The organism is Rhodococcus sp. NPDC076796, assembly GCF_040702765.1.
GTDB lineage: Bacteria > Actinomycetota > Actinomycetes > Mycobacteriales > Mycobacteriaceae > Rhodococcoides.
Genome location: NZ_JBFBMS010000009.1, coordinates 37,800 through 53,792, shown reverse-complemented (window position 1 = coordinate 53,792; position 15,993 = coordinate 37,800). Strand labels below are relative to the sequence as shown.

The following is a 15,993-nucleotide window of genomic DNA, read 5'->3' as shown; positions in this document are numbered from 1 at the left end:
GCTCACCGATGATCAGCACACGCGCCCAACCGCGCCGAAAGCACACTACGCGCGGCGTCACACTCACCATGACGGACGCGTTCAGCGGAGCCGGAGGCAGCTCGGAAGGGATGACCCAAGCCGGATTCCACGTCGCCGCGGCCGCGAATCATTCCCCTGTCGCCATCGCTACGCATCAGAAGAACCACCCTGGCACCGAGCACATCCTTGCGAATCTCTCGGAGGTGGACTGGCGGGCCTTCCCGTCGACCAACGTTCTCTGGGCGTCACCCTCCTGCGTCTGGCACGCCCGCTCGGGTGGCCGCACACAGCCTCCCGTCCTGGAGGAGATGCGCCGTGCCGACGCCGGATCCGTCGATCGAGCTACGGCGTTCGCTGTCATCGCTGCGACGGAAGTACATAGCTACGACGCGGTGATCGTGGAGAACGTGGTCGAATTCCAAGCCTGGTCGCTGTACTCATGGTGGCTTGCCGGGATGCGAGCTCTTGGGTACTGCCATCAGGTCATCATCCTCGATGCGGCGGACGTCGGAGCGGCCCAGCGCCGGATCCGGTACTTCGCCATCTTCACACGTGACGGGAACGTCGACCTCACTCTCAGGGAGCCGAAACGGACCACCGCACTGAGCATTCTGGACCCCGACCCGGGCAAGCTCGTGACACGGAAGCTGTACGTCTCCGACCAGATCGATCAGATCACCCACTTCGACACCCCACACCTGGTGACCTACCGCCGCAATGCGAAGGCTCGCCGCGCAGACGCGCACCCGCTGGCCACCATCACCGCTGGCGGCAACCATCACGGCGTCGCCACATTGACCGATGAAGGGCCCCGATTCCGCATGCTGAGCAACCGTGAATGTGCACGCGGACAGGGGTTCTCGGATACCTACGAGTTCACCGGGAAGGTCGACGAAGTGAAGAAGCAGATCGGTAACGCAGTGTCCGTCGATGCCGCGCGATGGATCGGTGGTCGAGTCAAAGCTGCACTGTTGTAGGACATCACGTCCTACCGGGTCCTGTGGGGTGTTCCCCTACCGCGACGCACCCGACGGATCGCTACTGCTTCGTAACCCCCCATCGAGAGAGGCCAATCATGAAGACCTACAACATCACCCACGTTCAAACCACCACCACAACAACCCTCATCAACGCTCGCTCGGCCGCAGAGGCCGAGGCCTATATCTCGTACCTCACGCAGGACGGGGATGATCTGACCGGCGGCGTCCGCAACTGCGAGGACGACGTCACCGCTGCACCATATTTCGAGGTCGTGGGTTGGCCGAGGAAGGCGCACGCGGACGAGGATTTTCTTCGGAGCGACTTCTTCGACGACCGGGTGCGCGAGGCCAACCGCTCCGGGATCGACGATCAACGCCACCCCGTGGCCGCTGCCGAGCGGATGGTCGAACTGATTGCCGATCACGGCTATCACGGCGACGTGGTCGACTTCCCACGCATCGACTGGGTTTCCGAGGTCAAGAACGGCGACACCGATCTCGGCTACTGGATGTGGGCAACCGGACAGATCGTCGCGCGAGAAGACGACACCGATCAGGCCGATACAGACGCCTCGACATCGCTCACCGACTGAAGGGATCGATCACGTATGTCCACCCTGTTCATGAGTCATGGGCTCCGACCCTTCCCCGGTCTGATCACCAGAGACGGTCTACCCGCCCAAGGCTCTCGCCTCGAACTGATGAACGCGATCCTCGCCGACGTCCAGGCCGCCGGCATCGACATCGGGCCCGTCGACGAGCAGGGTGACGTCGAAGACTTCTGGGAAGACGCCATACGAATCGCAACCACTCGCCGCGCCGCTATGGCCGCCGGTCTGAAGACCGAACGCCGATCCGGCACGTCGGACTGGTCACGGGCAGATCTCGCACACCGGACCGGCCCGCTCACGCGACGAGAGCAAGGCGGATCGCACACCGTCGATGACTTCGAACGGGTGCTCGCGGCACTGCCTCACAGCATGACCGGCCGCTCTTTCGCGTCGTGCATGCACGACAGCGAAATCGCCGATCCGCCCGCGAGTCACCTGATCCCGCATCTCCTTGCCTTGCACGCCGCCGGTCACGTCGCAGCAGTGGTCAAGATCGCCGGCCACAAACTGGGTATTGCTCGCATCGAACTCGACGCGGATCACCGCACCGTCGAAGACCGTCTCCACGAGGCATTCGACTGGTCGATGGTCCGTCTCGACGGCCAGGCCGACGCCTTCCTTGTCAGCCCGTGGATCGACATGACCTGCGAGTACAGGATCTTCGTCGTGGACGGCCGGCCCATCACCGGTGCCGCGTGTATCGAGGAGTACACACCGCTCGATCACAGCGGCCCGACTCCATTCGACACCGCAATGCGGGTCCGGCGAGGCAACCGCATCGCGGCCGCGGCCGACAGTCCCGTGACCGACGATCCGGCCACCGTCGCGGCTCATCTCGTCGCAGCTGGGCCCGTTATCGAGCACCTCGCGTCCATCGGACTGCGAACGTACGTCGTGGACCTGGCTCACGTGCCCGACCAGGGGCGCTCGGTCGTGATCGAATTCAACACTCTTCCCAACTCCGGCCTCTATGCCTGCGACGCACAGAGATTGGCCGATGCGCTCATCCGGAGCGATGACAAGGGCTACTACGACTACGCATCGCCGGCCTGACCGCACCTCGACGCAGATGTCCCGAAGCCTGTTGCACAGGAGGCCGTTTCGCTCGAAACGGCCTGATTCCATTCCAGTTCCATACAGAAAGACGAATCATGTCGAAAAACGCTATCGCCAACGAAGGAAAGGGTTTGATCCTCTCCGTGTATCGGGATGCGCAGCTGGCCACCGACTTCACACTCGGAGGGCTCACCGGCCGCCACGAGCGGGTCACTCTCATCGGGATCGAGACCGACGCCGACGAAGACGACAACATGCTGTTCTACCCACTCGTCGGAATGCGCGTCACCGCACTACCCGAACAGTCCCGAGTATTCGCACCCACCTCTAGCGCCCCGGCCGTCGTTCTGCGCTACAGCGCGTCCCTGGATTCCCGCAGACCACGGAAGATGCACCTTGCTCCCGTCGAAGCGGGCATACGCCGAGGTATGGCCAGCGGCAACTACGCGGGCACCACCGACAGCCGGCTACCCGAACTGCTCGAACATCTCACCGGCTACCCCCAGAACATCATTTCGGTACACGACCGATTCGAGTAACCCAGGGCTCTTCCTCACACCGCTACCCGCACGCCCGCCGACACAACGGAGCACATCCATGACCGCCAGCGCTCTCACTCCGCTCGAAAGCAACGCTCTCAACTGGGTTCTGCTGTGCGAGAGCCTTCGGCTCGATCCGGTCGCCACCTCAGCTCTCGACGTCATCCATGCCGTCAGCAATGCCCAACAGAACGTGCCAACGTCGTCGACGGCTTCACCAACAACGCGGCTGTCCGGTGGATTCCATTACGGACAGGACGAGCAACTACGGGGCAGCAGAGCAGCCCTGCGGAGAAATGCCTGAACAGGATCGGCGACCACACCCGGTCGAACCACCGTCCTCCAGACTTTCACGACAGGGGTACATCATGACCACACTCACCGCCACCGCACCGGAACAGCTCACTCTGGCCCTGGGCCTGAACCTCAACGCCTGGGTCGCCGAACAGCGCACCATCGTCACCGAATGGAACGCTCGCGGTGACCGCTACAACGCGTTCGTGGCCGCCAATGACTCCGCCACCGTCACTGCCTTCGGTGCCTACGTCGAGGATCTCGCTGTACACCTAGACGCACTGGAGAATCCGGCCGTCACCGGACTCCCGAGCTACACGGCCCGTGATCTCCTCGCTGAGCTGCGCAACCTGCGCAACCTGAACGAGAACGTGGTCCGCGCCGGCGGCGAGGGCATCGTCCGTCGGGCTGCCGGCTCCGCACGGACCAAGATCCGCTGGGGAATCACCGGCGGCGAAGGATCCGCGCGTGTGTACTCGGGAGTGACCGACCGCACGGCGAAGTCTCTCGCCATCGCGCTCAAGAGCTGACCTCTCATCAAGAAGGCCGCGACATCCCGACTTGGGTTGTTGCGGCTTTTTCTTTCGATCCGAACCCGATTGTCCATACCGAAGGAGACCCGTAATGCCCATACGTACAACGCGATCCGAGGTCGTCGCGGAAACCGAGGCACTGCTGACCGACCACCACCGCGGTGACGAAGATGTCGACACGATTGCAACGATCATCGACAATCTCTCCGCTCTCGCAGGCCTGAGCTACCGCGTGAGCGATGCCGGCGTTGCCTCTCTGTCCCCAACTGACCCTGCTCAGGTTCGCCTTTCGACGACCGAAGGTGATCGGTAATGGGGTTCTTCAGTGAGGACTGTGTCGACTGCGGGCACCCGTTGCTGTCCTTGGCCGCAACATCACCGGTCAATCGATGGATGAACAACGGTGTTGCGATCGGACCCCAGGGAAGCATCCACGCCGGCTCGTACGACGGCTACGGCGCGCTCGACGGCGCGGACGCAGTCGGACTCGATGCCACCGTCTGGCATTACGCGTGCTGGACGGTGGCCGGCCGGCCGTTGGATTATCGGGGTTCATCGGCGTCCTCTGCTGATCAAGGTTGGTTCTTCGGCGATACCGAACATGCCCTACCCGAGCCCGGGTCCCCACGGTGTGAACCTCGAATCGACGATCGGTGACCCCCTCACTCAACTACTGATTCGGCGGCGTAGCCGCTGACAGAAGACCCCTCGACACGACGAGCAATCACTCACACCCGACATCGGAGTAATCATGACCTTCAAAGGTATTCAGTTCTTCGAGACCGACGACGAGGAATCCGGCCGGCTCGCGCAGGCTCCCGTCGGCTCCACAAGCCACAGCTTGTCGCTGCTGCCGGTCACCAACTCCCATCCCAATGAGCATCAACTGATCGAACTGCCCTGGAGGGAGATTCATCCTTGCTCGGGTACGACCGGCGGCCTCGGTCACGAGTGCGACGGTGGTCACCGTCTGGTGGTGATTCCGCTCAAACGCAGTAGACGCAGCACCGACGAGAGCTTGCCCCGCCGTTACGACGACTACTGGGGTTGCCGCGTCATGGCCAGCGATCATTCCAGTTACTCGGTCGGTGGTCATGACCTTTCCATCTCGGAGTCCGAGCTGCGTCGCGGTCGGGTTCTGGAGGTGTGACGCAGCGCTGTTCGTCGATCGGTCGTTTCGACGAACAGCGCTGCCGGACAAAACATCTGCAGCGCCGATGACAACAGTGACATCGCCGCGCAGAGACCGGCCCGATCACAATCGAGAACCTCACCGAGCGGAGCACACCATGATCTTCCAAGGCATCCAATTATTCGAATCCGATGCCGAAGAGGCATCGAGGCTCGCTCAAGCGCCGATCGGTTCCATCGATCACGGCCTTTCGCTGCTTCCTGTCACCCTTCCGTACCCGGCGCGACACCACCTCATCGAGCTACCCGCGCGCAAAGTCCACAAAGCTCCTGGTCGGAACGGTGGAGGGCATCCCGACTGCGCAGCCGACTACCGCATCGTGGTCTTGCCAGTGACGCGGCACCCCGGACCTACCGACTCCTGCGTGCCCAGCTGCCACGACAGCAGCTGGGATTGCCGCATCGTGGCCAGTGATCACCCCAGCTACCCCGTTGGTGGCGAAGACATCTGTTGCTCTGAGTCCGAACTGCGGCGCGGGCGCATCATCGAAATTGCTCGCGCTCTCGATCCCACCATTTCGTGGTCGCCGAGCTGTCAGCAACCCCTGGAGCACGACGTTGCTTCCGGAATCGAAGCCGGATAGCCCCCGTTGCGCGGCTGCACCACACACATCCGCAGCATCTCAAAGCCACACTCCTAGAAAGGAATCAGCCCATGACTGGTCAACAGTCCACCGTCGATGTCGTCCCCCACGACAGTCGCAAACTGCAACACCGCGCGTTCGCCACCTCCACCGCAGACGGCGACCCGCTGGCGACTGTCGAGGTGTGGGTCGATCGTCAGACCGGCCGACTCGTCATCGAGGTAGATGGCCACCACCGGGACGGCGTCGTGATCGACGTCGACTACAACGGCGAAACCGCAGCGGTGCTCGAGAACGGCGTCAACACATGGTGACCGCGCCGAACGTCTTGAATTTCAGCCCTTACGACGATGACCAGCTCACCGGGCTCGAACGCGACTCGCAGGGTCGCGTCCAGCTGGCGGTGTCGTTCGACGATGTCGCTCGGTACGACACGATCGAACGGAAAAGTGCCGAAAGTGCCGTGATGACCGATGTGAACACGGGACGCACCTGGCGCATCCGCAGGGCGTCGTGCGGACTCAGGTGTTACTGCAGTGCCGCAATCGTCGGGGAGGTCGATCCCCCCGGGGCTGTAAACCGTGACGGAAAGCGTCGACTGCAGATCTGACTCTGGTCGACTCGCGGTGATCGATCGACCTGCGGCAGGGGTGTTTTCGGGACAAAGAGACATCAGCGGAGCTGCTGTCGGAAGCCACATCGAAGAAATCAGATCACTCCGAACGAAGGAAACATCATGCCTATCTGCCCCAACGGTTGTGTCGACGGCTCCGACGTTTCCTTCGAGCTGGAAACCGGTTTCGACCAGAACCACAAGCCTGCCTGCATCTGCCCTGCATGCGGATACCGCGACCTGCTGGTCGATCTCTGCGCTGCGTGAGTCTCCCTGCTCGCCGCCCACACCCCGAAACCTCCCCGCGAGGTTCGGGGTGTCGCTTTCTCGAACCTGATCCGACCCCGCCGGCCGAGCTCCCGGAAGGCGGCAGCGGAGCTGCCATCGAGAACGCCCACGAGCAACACCGATCACTGCGATAGCAAAGGTGGACATTATGGCCAAGCGAAAGACAGTCGGGGGAAGCGAGTTTGACGCATTTGCGGGCAATCGTCGCGCACACAACTGGCGCGCCGGCGAACTCAAGAACCTGAAGACCGGTGCCAACCGGCGTGACCGACGACGAGCACGCCAGGAGATTCGTCTCGAACAGGCGGCGTGAGCGCATAGACAATCCCGGCTCCCAATCGGAAGGCACCATGAACATCTACAAACACAAGTTGACCGACACCGAGATAGCGTGCGGCGTCACCCTCGAGCAGGTCGCTCTGGAATTGCCCCGAGTACTGCTGCGCGACGATCGCGTGCACGTCGACGGGACCGTGCCACCTGCTCTGGGTAGCTCAGTTGCCCGAGCGGCGTTCGGATCCGACGAGTTCAGGTTCGTTGGGCTCGGCGCGCAGACAGGCTTTCTGATCTACGAACGCAAGTAGAGCTCACCGCTGGCCCCGAATCCTCCCGCAGGGGGTCGGGGCTTTCTATTTTCGCAACAACTCGTTTCTGCAGCGAGGCCTCTTTCCTGCTGTGGCTGGTCGGCGGGATGGTCACTTCGACCGACCAGCATCGATACTGCTGACCTCGTAGGCTCACAGTCACCGATCTCTCCCCGATCCCGGGGACCCCCCACGCCCACAACCTTCGAAGGACACCTCTGATGGCTCAGCCCAAATTCAACGTCGAAGTCGCCTTCATCAACGAGCACGGCGACCCCGGTCTCGTCCTTTTCCGCGGCGCGTTCTACACCTCCCGCTCAGCCGGGCAGTTCGCACTCACGCAAGCGGCTGCATTGTCGGATACACGCGAAGTCGACACCGTCTCCGTCGTCATCGACGCCGTGTCCGAAGGCAGCTCACACCGTGATGTCGACTTCATCGGCACTCCTGGCGAACTCGCGGCCGCGCTGACGGCACTGCCTGCATACAAGAACGGTGTGCTGGGCACCGTCATCTCCGCACCCCAAGATGTCACCGCCGCAGTAGCCGCCATCGTAGAAGCGTCACCGCCGCTACCCGATTCGGCGATCGACGGTCCTACCGCGGTCGAGGTTCTCGATGTGGAGGTGTACTCCACCCGGCCCGGCCCGATCCCCAACTCGCACACCGAGGTCGGCGCATACGCCCCCGAGGATGCACACCGCATTGCCGAGCAGCTCGCGGCCGATCTCCGCGGAACGATCGAGCCGATGCGGAACGCAACGGTGCTGCGTGTGACCCATGCAGCGGACATCTCCGACACCGACCGCATGGCCGCCGAGCGGTCCGTTCAAGTACGGAACCTGCGTGCGAACATCTCGGTCCTCGACCCAGTCGCGGACGCCGAACACATCACTGCGCTCGCCGCCGACCTGGAGGAGCTGCAGGCGCGTATGGCGGGCTCAGTGCGGAGCAGCTGAAGCCAACTCTGCGACCGCTGCCGAAACGAGTTCGGCAACATGTCTCGACCCTTGACGGGCGGAGACATGTTGCCGGTTGTGCACTATCTGTGCGATGCGCCCGCCGACCCGGCGGGCGCATCGCATTTCAGATGTCAGCCCAGGAGGCTGAGCCAGAACCACAGCTGCGTGAAGATCCAGGGCATGGGTGAATTCCTCTCTATCAGTTCAACTTTGAGTGAATGGTTGATGTCCCGGCGGGATCGCGCAGTTCGGCACATGATGAGTGAAGCGTCACTGTGCGATCCTCGCGCCGGTCCATCGTCGAGTTGCAGGAAGTAGGGGGTCCTGCAACTCACGACCGGGGTCACTGGGTGACACCAGTCGAGATTGGGGAATCAGGCGACGTCGCCGATCTCATGCATCGGTGTGCTGCTGAACTCGATATAGCGCTGAATTTCGTTGGTGGGCTCGCGGAACGTCGTGTCCGCGTCGGTCCATTCACCGAGGAGCTCGCCGGTCGCCTCGCACCGAAGTTGATGCACATCGTGCGTGCCCTCACGCAACGAACAGACAGCAAAACCAGGGACCGAAATGTTCACCGCCTGGCACAGCAGGGGTTTACGGTCGGACTCGCGATGTAACACTGTGCCTGGGTAAGAAGATGTCATGGTCGTCCTCCGAACCGAGTGCAGTTCGTCTTGCGGCATGAGCGGGTTGCAGCCCGTCTTCGCCTAGATCGGTAGTTGGTCGTTGGATCGCGAAAGAGCGACCTCAGTGCCGTCGAAGACCTCAAATCGAACGGTGGCACTGAGGGTGTGCCTCTGTTTGACGCTGCACAGGACATTTCCCGGGCGACGCTGACCGGTGAAACTGCTCACCCTCAGAATAGACATAGAGTTGCCATAGTTTCAACCGGCCGGAGCTGCAGTTCTGCAACGATGCGACTCAGTAGACACATAGAAAGTCCCAGAAATCATCCACCAACCGACCCGAATTATCGGACTTGACGGTCCGGTCGTCAGTTCTCCCCGTGGTCACAACTAAGGTGACCTGCGTGAGTAGACCTGATATGGCCCGCTTCGGGGCCATCGTCAACAAGCGACGGCGCGAACTGGGCCTATCACTCGATGACGTGGCAGCAAGCGGCGGCCCGAGCCAGGTGACGGTCAGCAACATCGAGCAGGGGACGACGAACCGACCCCACTTCGCGACCTTCACGAAGCTCGACGAAGTTCTCAAATGGAAGTCGGGGTCCGCAGCTCGCGCTTTCGACGGCCAGGAGCCCGAGGCGCTCGAAGAGGTCCGCAACAGACATCGACCGTCGCAATCACGTGGACCGAATCCTGACTCCGTCACAGTGTCGATGCGGACAGTGGGGGATCTGCTCACGGCAGCACAAAGAATCGAGCGAATCGCGAGCTCGAAGACCGCGTCGGCTGAATTGAAGGATGCATCGGCCGAACTCGATCTGCATGTGGATCGAGTCATGCGAGCATGGATCATCGTCCAGGTCGAGACGCGGCTGTGCGGCGGTGACGACCTGCAAAACGACTTTATGATCGACATGTTCTTGAAGGACTATCTGAGTCGGGCGTCGACACCGGCTACCGCCGAGGACGAAACCGAACTCAGTTACCTGCAATGGTTACTAGGCAGGGCCGACGACTTGTCGCCGGACCGGATACACACTTACGAGCAGCGTTGGAACGCGATCAGATCGGAGTACTGATGGACTACCTCAAGATCAGCCTGGCTCACAAGGTGAACAGGCTTTTCGATTTCTACCATCGCCGAGGCGAGCCCCAGGTCGATGTGCAGTCGGTGGCTGTGGTGCTGGGTCAGAAGCTCGACCGACAGATCGATCCCGACTACCTGTCGGAGATGCGTAAGGGCTCGATCTCGCAAAACGAGGTCGACCAACAGCTTCGGAATGCCCTCTGCGCGTTCTTCGGCGTCGACCAGGCATACCTGACCGAAACCTCCGGTCGAGACATCGATATCGACCAGCGACTGAGGCTGTGGATCATCGTCCGCGATAAGGGCCTCGACTACTTCGCAGCTCGTGCGAACGGACTCACGCGAGTCGAGTTCGAGGCCCTCATCGCGGAAGTTCAGGCGCTGCCGGCTGCGTGAGCGTGCTCATGACGGTTGAAGCGCATCCGTAGTCCGCGTGGACGCAGGGTCAGGTTTTCTTCGACGTCGAGCGAACTGGAGTCGGTCTCGAAGTCGAGTGCCTGGACAAGTGTGGCGATCACGAGCACTGCCTCGTGAAGAGCGAATGCCCGTCCGATGCAGGCTCGTGGCCCCGTACCGAAGGGCTTGTATTGGCTCGCATCGGGGGCTCGACCCATGAAGCGTTCGGGGTCGAACTCGTCAGCATTGTCTCCCCACACGCTCGGATCGCGATGTACGCCCAGCAGCAAGGTGAATACCCACTCCCCCTTCTCGATCGCGTAGCCGCCCAGCGTTGTGTCGACCCGAGCTGCTCGGAAGAATCCCGGAGCGGTCGGCCATAGCCTCAAGGCCTCCGAGACGACAGCGCGCGTGTATCGCAACTTGCTCACGTCGCCGTGGGCGATCGACCCATCGCCGGAGACGGCAGAGACTTCTTCGCGTATCCGCCGGGAGATCTCCCGATCCTGAGCAATGTAGTGCGCAGCGAACGCGAGAACATTTCCAGTCGTTTCGTGGCCGGCAACCAGAAAAGTGATGACTTGATCGGCGATCAGCGTGCTGTCCATCGGCGTTCCGTCGCTGTGCAGCATGAGGTCGAGAAGATCAGGCTTCCGTTCGCCCGAACGTTGCCGATCTTCGACCACCTCACGAACGGTTGCGCGCAGGAACTCCCTGTCGGCAGCAGCTTGCTTCGCGCGGGCGCGGCCGGTCAACGCGCCGATCACTGGAATTGCCGACTGCTGGGTGTAGGCCAGGGTTCGGGTGAGTGCTTCTGCGAATGGGTGACGATCGGTTCTGGTGAAGGGTTCGAATGAGTACCCGAACCCGCAGAGCCCGATGACCTCGAGTGCGACGTTTCCCATGAACGCCGCTACGTCGTCGATCTCCGACCGCTGGGCCAACGTCGATGAGGCTTCGTCAGCGACCGACTGCATAGCCGCGTGGTAGCGGACCATCGCCTCTTTGGTGAACCCGGGCATGAGGGCTTCGTGCCCCACCGCCCACTCGGCCGAGTCGTTCGCCGTCGTGAACAGGCCCTCACCGCCCAATACCTTCAGTCGCTGGATGGGCCGACCCGCGAACCGCTCCCAGCGTGCTTCGTCGGCTACCTCGCGCAGCAACGCTGCCGAACCGACGAACGTCAGCTTCGCCCCACCGATAAAACTACGGCGGTACAGCGGACCGAGCCTGTCCATCTGCTCCAACGTCCGCTGATTTGGTCGCTCGGAATCCATTCCGAGGATGTCTCCCAGAATAGGGACCCGACGCGGGGGGTGCGGCATCTTCTTCGATGGACGAGCGGTGACAGCCGAACTGCTTTCGGTCATAGTCCTATCCCAATCTGGTTGTTCGTCTTGTTCGTTCCATGCCGCGGCGACCGCGAGCAATCGTGGTCTTTCGTTCAGCCAGGACGGTGCAAACGCTCTGTGGTGAAGAGGGTCCTGGTTGCTCTGGTATCTCTGGACCGCTATACGGATGTCGCGAGCGTGATCCTGCGGCGAGTCGCCCTGTTCACGGGGAAAGTGAGGCAGGAGAGCATGAATGGCGTCCTCGATATCGATGAGCATTCGCCACTCGGTGAACGACGAATCGACCGGAATATCGTGACTCGCCGGCACTCCGACTTCACTGACGGTCTCGCTGAGGTTGGTCCATATGGGTTCGAGGGTTCGAGCGTGATGCGCCGCGGAGTCACGGCCCCGCCGTACGCGGATCGAGGAGACGATCGACGGAATTGCTATGCACACCATTACCGCCACGACAGGAAGAAAGAACAGGTCGTTGGAGTGTGTGCGCGCTTCGGTGAACGCGTTCTGTACACCTGTCGACAGCATCAGGCCCGACACCATCCGTGTGCCGTGGTCGAGGAAACTACCCGTGATGCACAACAGCACCACAAGACCGAACATCGTCCTGTTCCACGACACATGCCGGCGTACATGTGCAAGCGCCGTTTGCCCGGTCACAAGGGCTGCTAGAGGGGTCGGAAGGCTGTAGACCACCATGTACATTCCGGTTCGCCAGGACAGTAATTCCTCGACAGCCAGACCGCTCGACGTAGCCGGCCACGCGATGACGTAAAGAGCGCTGCCGCATGCCAGGACTCCCGCGGACAACAGCGGAATGGCCTTCCGCAAGTTCATGGTTTCCTTCCGCTTCCACAGAAGGCCAACCACCAATACGCAGGCCGCAGAACCTATTGCCGAGGTGTGCGTCAAGACCCTTATCGTTCCGAGGGAGAGTCCCAACTCTCCCAGTACGGACTGCACCGAAGCCTGACGTAGCAGCGCGCTGATCAATAGAAACCCGATGAGCGCGTGCGCGGCTGTGTCGACCGGTCGTTTGTCCACCAGGACGAACTGCCGGACTGTTATGACAGCTGCGATCCAGATGATCAGTGCCCAACTCACCGCCACCGGAAGACTGCTGGTCGCCTCCCGGGTCAGTAGTTCACTCGACGTCATCTATGCGGGAACTCGATCAGCGACGCGCTTCGATGCAGGCTGCCGTCCATGTCGTTGGTGATGCTGCCACGGCTGAGGACCGCGAGCTGCGTGCCCACCAGCTCGGCCTCAGCTTCCGTAGCTGTGCCGAAGGATCCGCGATAAAGAATCTCCCGTACCTTCGCCTCGTCGATGCCGTCGGTGAGGACAGAGGCCGGAACGTCATAGACGTCGCTTCCCCGGTGATCGCAGAGAATGTGCGCGATTTCGTGGAAAATCTGTTGGCGCTGGTGCCGCTTCGAGTGCTCTGGGCTGTACATGATGGTCAGACCGTCATCCATCACGTACAAAGTCCCGCACGTCAGGATCCGAGACGCTATCGACGAACGTTCCTTGAGCGTGACCGGCTTGCCCTTGAAGTCCGACAACCACAGGACGAACTCCTCAACCGTCCAGGGTGGAGTCAACGGTATCGAATCCATGATGGTTGCCAAGGACGTTCGCTTCGCTACCCGACGTCGTAGATGCATGACACCTTCCCGGTTACCCGTCAGTAAGACCCCCGTGTCTTGTGACCCCGACAACCTACCGGTGAATGGCCCTGCTGACGAGGAGCCACATCACAATGCAGAGTCAGCTTCGAATGATTTGATACGTTTCTTCGTGTTAACTGTGCTGATTCTATGCCGCACCGCGTGTCGCGCACTGTTCTAGGTGATTCTGAGTCACCATGAGCACCGACCGCATGCACCGCGGTTGACCGTTGAGCTCGCCAGGAAAGGAATCGTGATGGCTCCACAAAGCAAGGGTTCACGTCGAGCACCCACCATCCGGTTGCCCGAGGAGGTCATTGAGAAGCTGCAGCAAGGCCGCATGGAAGCCGGCACATCGTCTTTCAGCCAGTACGTCTCCGACGTGCTGGCTATTCATGTCGGGCGGCCTGACCTCGCGCGCGAGCTCAACAATTCACAGGAGGTCTTGCCTCTGACTGCATAGGCGTGAACGCCTGGTCGTGACGGAACCCGACCACGGTTGTAACTCACGCAGAGTCGGCCCCAGCCATCGAAAAACCCCCGCTCTTGTAGCGAAGAACGAGGGTTTTCGAGGTTGGTGAGAAGCGAGGTACCAACTCGATTCTCGATTCTGCGGTTTCCCAATGAAAGGGACTGTCGTGCCAGACAGGTCTCAGGGTACATCCTGCCCTGATGAAGGTTCAAGATTTGATGCTCGTGTCGCGTCGTCGATGTCGACACCCGACCTCGTATGGAGACGTCTGTCACCATTCGTGCGTGCGCGGCGCTCCATGCGGCTGTGGAATCCCGACACCGGGCTGTTCAACGACGAAGCGCAGAACTGGACAAAGCGTCTGCCGCGGGTACCGGCCGCAGTGCCGATATATGCGCGCGGCCGCACGACCCTGCTAGCGCTCGATTTCGACGCAAAGCACCACACGCCCGAGCAAGTCGACGCTGACGTCGAGCGCGCGCTCGAGTGGCTTCACGAGTGCGGCGCACGCGTCGTGACCGATCGTTCGACAAGCGGCGGCCGCCACGTCCTGGTTCCTTTGGCGACCGACAGTCCTATGCGAGTCGACGACGTCAGAGTTCTGATGAAGCTCCTCGCTGCACGCCTGATCACCCTCGACTGCGATCCCATGCTCAATGCAGCTCAGGGCTGCATCACTCCCCCGGGCTCACCAACTCGCGAAGGCGGCTACCGCCGTCTCGATGGCGCTCTGGACGTCGCGATCGACACGTTCGTTACTCGATCCGACCGTGGTGCTGCTGCACGTCTGATGGCGCTGCTCGGCGGCATGTCTCCGACTCGGCACCGCACACCAGTGGCCGCGGTGGCCGCGTCCCTCACGCAGGACGAGCGCCTTGTCGGCGTCGGTCGGCATAGACGCTTGGATCCTCGTTTTCACCGCAGCTCACGCGTCCCGGAGGCCGTCGTGACATACGCGGCCACCGGGAAATTGACCAAACCCCTCAAAGCTCTGTGGGAATCGCCCTCGGAAGCACGTCAGTCCGTTATCAGCCATGCAGTCCTACGGGGTTGCAGCGCCGCAGACATCGAGACGGCCATGGCCACCAAAGAGTGGGTAGGGATCCGCCACTCGTACCTCGACAAGTACGGCAGGCATGCCACGACGGCCTTGCAACGTGATGTCGCCAACGCCCTGACGTGGGCAGCTGGGATTGCCCACCAATTCCGCGAACCACAGCACAAGAACAAGCACACAGGGGGCAATAGCTCCTACCTGAAAGACCGTGTTCGTCGCGACTGGCTGGCACACGCCCAGCTGTGGATCGATCGAGAATTCGTTGGTACCCGACATCGGCCTGTCCTACTCGCCGTAGTCCAGGCTCTGGCGTACAGCTCGGCCTTAGCGGGAGAACTGGTCGAGGGTGTGCCCGTGGTGGCCGTCGGAGGACGCAGTTTGTCCCACGCCGCAGGCCTGATGTCAGAAGACTCTGTGTGGACTGCTCTGCGCGTTCTCAGGGACACCCCCGGATCGCCAGTGTTGCTCGTGGCCCGTGGGGCCGGGCGCGACGCCGACCGATACGCCTTGACCACCCCCGCGATCGACAAACCGAACAGAACGCGCATCGAGCGAGCCCGCGTCGAACCTGTGCATCCAGCGTGGAGTGTTCTCGGACTGCGCGGCCGCACCGCTTACGAACTTGTCTCCGCCGGGCATGCCACGAACATCGAGGACGTTCTTGCAGGTGCGCGGCTGCGACCCTCCAACGGATACGACATCATCGCCGACCTGACGATCGCTGGACTGATCGAGCGACACGGATCGACCTTGCGGGTAGGAACCCGCTCTCTCGACGACGTAGCGGCCTCACACGGGCTCGAAATCGTGGCTGCCGACCGTATCGTGCGACATCGTGCAGAACGGTTGCTGTGGCAACTCTGGCTCGACAACAGGTTTGCAACGCCGGCAGCTCCCGACATGGACGCCCCCGAGTACCCGACCCTGGTGCCCTCCGGGCCGGGTGAGCGAGATTCCGAACAACTGTGGGCTGCTCTGATGGCGACAGGCCCACCGCCTACGGATCCGATGCTGGACGCCCTCGACCTACTCGCCCATGAGTTGGGCGCTGTGATCGTCCGAGAACCACAGCGATAG

General features: G+C 61.9%; 19 protein-coding genes. 16 read left to right on the top strand and 3 right to left on the bottom strand.

Going from position 1 to position 15,993, the window contains the following annotated elements:
• The first annotated feature begins 8 nt into the window (after window positions 1–8).
• From AB0366_RS22060 to AB0366_RS22005, 12 genes are all read left to right on the top strand, one after another.
• Complete coding sequence (locus AB0366_RS22060; protein ID WP_057472993.1) at window positions 9–998, top strand: DNA cytosine methyltransferase; 990 nt, start codon at window positions 9–11, stop codon at window positions 996–998.
• 98 nt (window positions 999–1,096) lie between these two features.
• Window positions 1,097–1,594 carry a hypothetical protein gene (locus AB0366_RS22055; protein ID WP_366245818.1) on the top strand — a complete coding sequence of 166 codons (498 nt, stop codon included), beginning with the start codon at window positions 1,097–1,099 and terminating at the stop codon, window positions 1,592–1,594.
• 15 nt (window positions 1,595–1,609) lie between these two features.
• Window positions 1,610–2,665 (top strand): ATP-grasp domain-containing protein, encoded by a 1,056-nt coding sequence (locus tag AB0366_RS22050; protein WP_366245817.1) that lies wholly within the window; start codon window positions 1,610–1,612, stop codon window positions 2,663–2,665.
• Between the two features lie 98 nt (window positions 2,666–2,763).
• Entirely contained in the window at window positions 2,764–3,207 is a 444-nt protein-coding gene (locus tag AB0366_RS22045; protein WP_366245816.1) for a hypothetical protein, read from the top strand.
• A gap of 58 nt (window positions 3,208–3,265) precedes the next feature.
• A complete protein-coding gene (locus tag AB0366_RS22040; protein WP_209912210.1) occupies window positions 3,266–3,511 on the top strand; it encodes a hypothetical protein in 246 nt (81 codons plus the stop codon).
• Between the two features lie 64 nt (window positions 3,512–3,575).
• The gene (locus AB0366_RS22035) at window positions 3,576–4,031 is read left to right on the top strand and encodes a hypothetical protein (RefSeq protein WP_032399774.1); all 456 of its coding nucleotides are present in this window, start codon (window positions 3,576–3,578) and stop codon (window positions 4,029–4,031) included.
• Window positions 4,032–4,125: 94 nt separating this feature from the next.
• Window positions 4,126–4,347 (top strand): hypothetical protein, encoded by a 222-nt coding sequence (locus AB0366_RS22030; RefSeq protein ID WP_209912212.1) that lies wholly within the window; start codon window positions 4,126–4,128, stop codon window positions 4,345–4,347.
• The gene (locus AB0366_RS22025) at window positions 4,347–4,691 is read left to right on the top strand and encodes a hypothetical protein (RefSeq protein ID WP_052061393.1); all 345 of its coding nucleotides are present in this window, start codon (window positions 4,347–4,349) and stop codon (window positions 4,689–4,691) included. The genes AB0366_RS22030 and AB0366_RS22025 overlap by 1 nt, the downstream gene beginning before the upstream one ends.
• Before the next feature lie 94 nt (window positions 4,692–4,785).
• A complete protein-coding gene (locus tag AB0366_RS22020; RefSeq protein ID WP_366245815.1) occupies window positions 4,786–5,184 on the top strand; it encodes a hypothetical protein in 399 nt (132 codons plus the stop codon).
• 696 nt (window positions 5,185–5,880) lie between these two features.
• Complete coding sequence (locus AB0366_RS22015) at window positions 5,881–6,123, top strand: hypothetical protein (protein WP_209912219.1); 243 nt, start codon at window positions 5,881–5,883, stop codon at window positions 6,121–6,123.
• A gap of 850 nt (window positions 6,124–6,973) precedes the next feature.
• On the top strand, window positions 6,974–7,294 hold the full coding sequence (locus AB0366_RS22010; RefSeq protein ID WP_366245814.1) for a hypothetical protein: 321 nt from the start codon (window positions 6,974–6,976) through the stop codon (window positions 7,292–7,294).
• A 221-nt stretch (window positions 7,295–7,515) separates the two neighbouring features.
• Window positions 7,516–8,253 carry a hypothetical protein gene (locus AB0366_RS22005; RefSeq protein WP_209912228.1) on the top strand — a complete coding sequence of 246 codons (738 nt, stop codon included), beginning with the start codon at window positions 7,516–7,518 and terminating at the stop codon, window positions 8,251–8,253.
• A 377-nt stretch (window positions 8,254–8,630) separates the two neighbouring features.
• Here AB0366_RS22005 and AB0366_RS22000 read toward each other — a convergent pair whose 3' ends face one another.
• Window positions 8,631–8,942 carry a hypothetical protein gene (locus AB0366_RS22000; protein ID WP_322544924.1) on the bottom strand — a complete coding sequence of 104 codons (312 nt, stop codon included), beginning with the start codon at window positions 8,940–8,942 and terminating at the stop codon, window positions 8,631–8,633.
• A 347-nt stretch (window positions 8,943–9,289) separates the two neighbouring features.
• Between AB0366_RS22000 and AB0366_RS21995 the strand changes: the two genes are divergently transcribed.
• The gene (locus AB0366_RS21995) at window positions 9,290–9,964 is read left to right on the top strand and encodes a helix-turn-helix domain-containing protein (protein WP_155289492.1); all 675 of its coding nucleotides are present in this window, start codon (window positions 9,290–9,292) and stop codon (window positions 9,962–9,964) included.
• Window positions 9,937–10,368 (top strand): hypothetical protein, encoded by a 432-nt coding sequence (locus AB0366_RS21990; RefSeq protein WP_155289493.1) that lies wholly within the window; start codon window positions 9,937–9,939, stop codon window positions 10,366–10,368. Before AB0366_RS21995 ends, AB0366_RS21990 begins: the two co-directional genes overlap by 28 nt.
• On the opposite strand, the gene AB0366_RS21985 is transcribed toward AB0366_RS21990, so the two are convergent.
• Both AB0366_RS21985 and AB0366_RS21980 read right to left on the bottom strand, forming a co-directional pair.
• Entirely contained in the window at window positions 10,347–12,875 is a 2,529-nt protein-coding gene (locus AB0366_RS21985) for a cytochrome P450 (RefSeq protein ID WP_366245812.1), read from the bottom strand. The two genes, AB0366_RS21990 and AB0366_RS21985, sit on opposite strands and share 22 nt — an antisense overlap.
• On the bottom strand, window positions 12,872–13,348 hold the full coding sequence (locus tag AB0366_RS21980) for an ImmA/IrrE family metallo-endopeptidase (protein ID WP_162247515.1): 477 nt from the start codon (window positions 13,346–13,348) through the stop codon (window positions 12,872–12,874). Before AB0366_RS21980 ends, AB0366_RS21985 begins: the two co-directional genes overlap by 4 nt.
• A gap of 295 nt (window positions 13,349–13,643) precedes the next feature.
• Between AB0366_RS21980 and AB0366_RS21975 the strand changes: the two genes are divergently transcribed.
• The gene (locus AB0366_RS21975) at window positions 13,644–13,850 is read left to right on the top strand and encodes a hypothetical protein (RefSeq protein WP_032373290.1); all 207 of its coding nucleotides are present in this window, start codon (window positions 13,644–13,646) and stop codon (window positions 13,848–13,850) included.
• Between the two features lie 307 nt (window positions 13,851–14,157).
• Window positions 14,158–15,993: a hypothetical protein gene (locus AB0366_RS21970; protein WP_366245810.1), complete on the top strand. Its 1,836-nt coding sequence runs from the start codon at window positions 14,158–14,160 to the stop codon at window positions 15,991–15,993.

Coding starts and splice junctions, on each gene's coding strand:
- AB0366_RS22060 (WP_057472993.1), top strand. CDS start 9: ATGATCAGCACACGCGCCCAACCGCGCCGAAAGCACACTACGCGCGGC.
- AB0366_RS22055 (WP_366245818.1), top strand. CDS start 1,097: ATGAAGACCTACAACATCACCCACGTTCAAACCACCACCACAACAACC.
- AB0366_RS22050 (WP_366245817.1), top strand. CDS start 1,610: ATGTCCACCCTGTTCATGAGTCATGGGCTCCGACCCTTCCCCGGTCTG.
- AB0366_RS22045 (WP_366245816.1), top strand. CDS start 2,764: ATGTCGAAAAACGCTATCGCCAACGAAGGAAAGGGTTTGATCCTCTCC.
- AB0366_RS22040 (WP_209912210.1), top strand. CDS start 3,266: ATGACCGCCAGCGCTCTCACTCCGCTCGAAAGCAACGCTCTCAACTGG.
- AB0366_RS22035 (WP_032399774.1), top strand. CDS start 3,576: ATGACCACACTCACCGCCACCGCACCGGAACAGCTCACTCTGGCCCTG.
- AB0366_RS22030 (WP_209912212.1), top strand. CDS start 4,126: ATGCCCATACGTACAACGCGATCCGAGGTCGTCGCGGAAACCGAGGCA.
- AB0366_RS22025 (WP_052061393.1), top strand. CDS start 4,347: ATGGGGTTCTTCAGTGAGGACTGTGTCGACTGCGGGCACCCGTTGCTG.
- AB0366_RS22020 (WP_366245815.1), top strand. CDS start 4,786: ATGACCTTCAAAGGTATTCAGTTCTTCGAGACCGACGACGAGGAATCC.
- AB0366_RS22015 (WP_209912219.1), top strand. CDS start 5,881: ATGACTGGTCAACAGTCCACCGTCGATGTCGTCCCCCACGACAGTCGC.
- AB0366_RS22005 (WP_209912228.1), top strand. CDS start 7,516: ATGGCTCAGCCCAAATTCAACGTCGAAGTCGCCTTCATCAACGAGCAC.
- AB0366_RS22000 (WP_322544924.1), bottom strand. CDS start 8,942: ATGCCGCAAGACGAACTGCACTCGGTTCGGAGGACGACCATGACATCT.
- AB0366_RS21985 (WP_366245812.1), bottom strand. CDS start 12,875: ATGACGTCGAGTGAACTACTGACCCGGGAGGCGACCAGCAGTCTTCCG.
- AB0366_RS21975 (WP_032373290.1), top strand. CDS start 13,644: ATGGCTCCACAAAGCAAGGGTTCACGTCGAGCACCCACCATCCGGTTG.
- AB0366_RS21970 (WP_366245810.1), top strand. CDS start 14,158: ATGCGGCTGTGGAATCCCGACACCGGGCTGTTCAACGACGAAGCGCAG.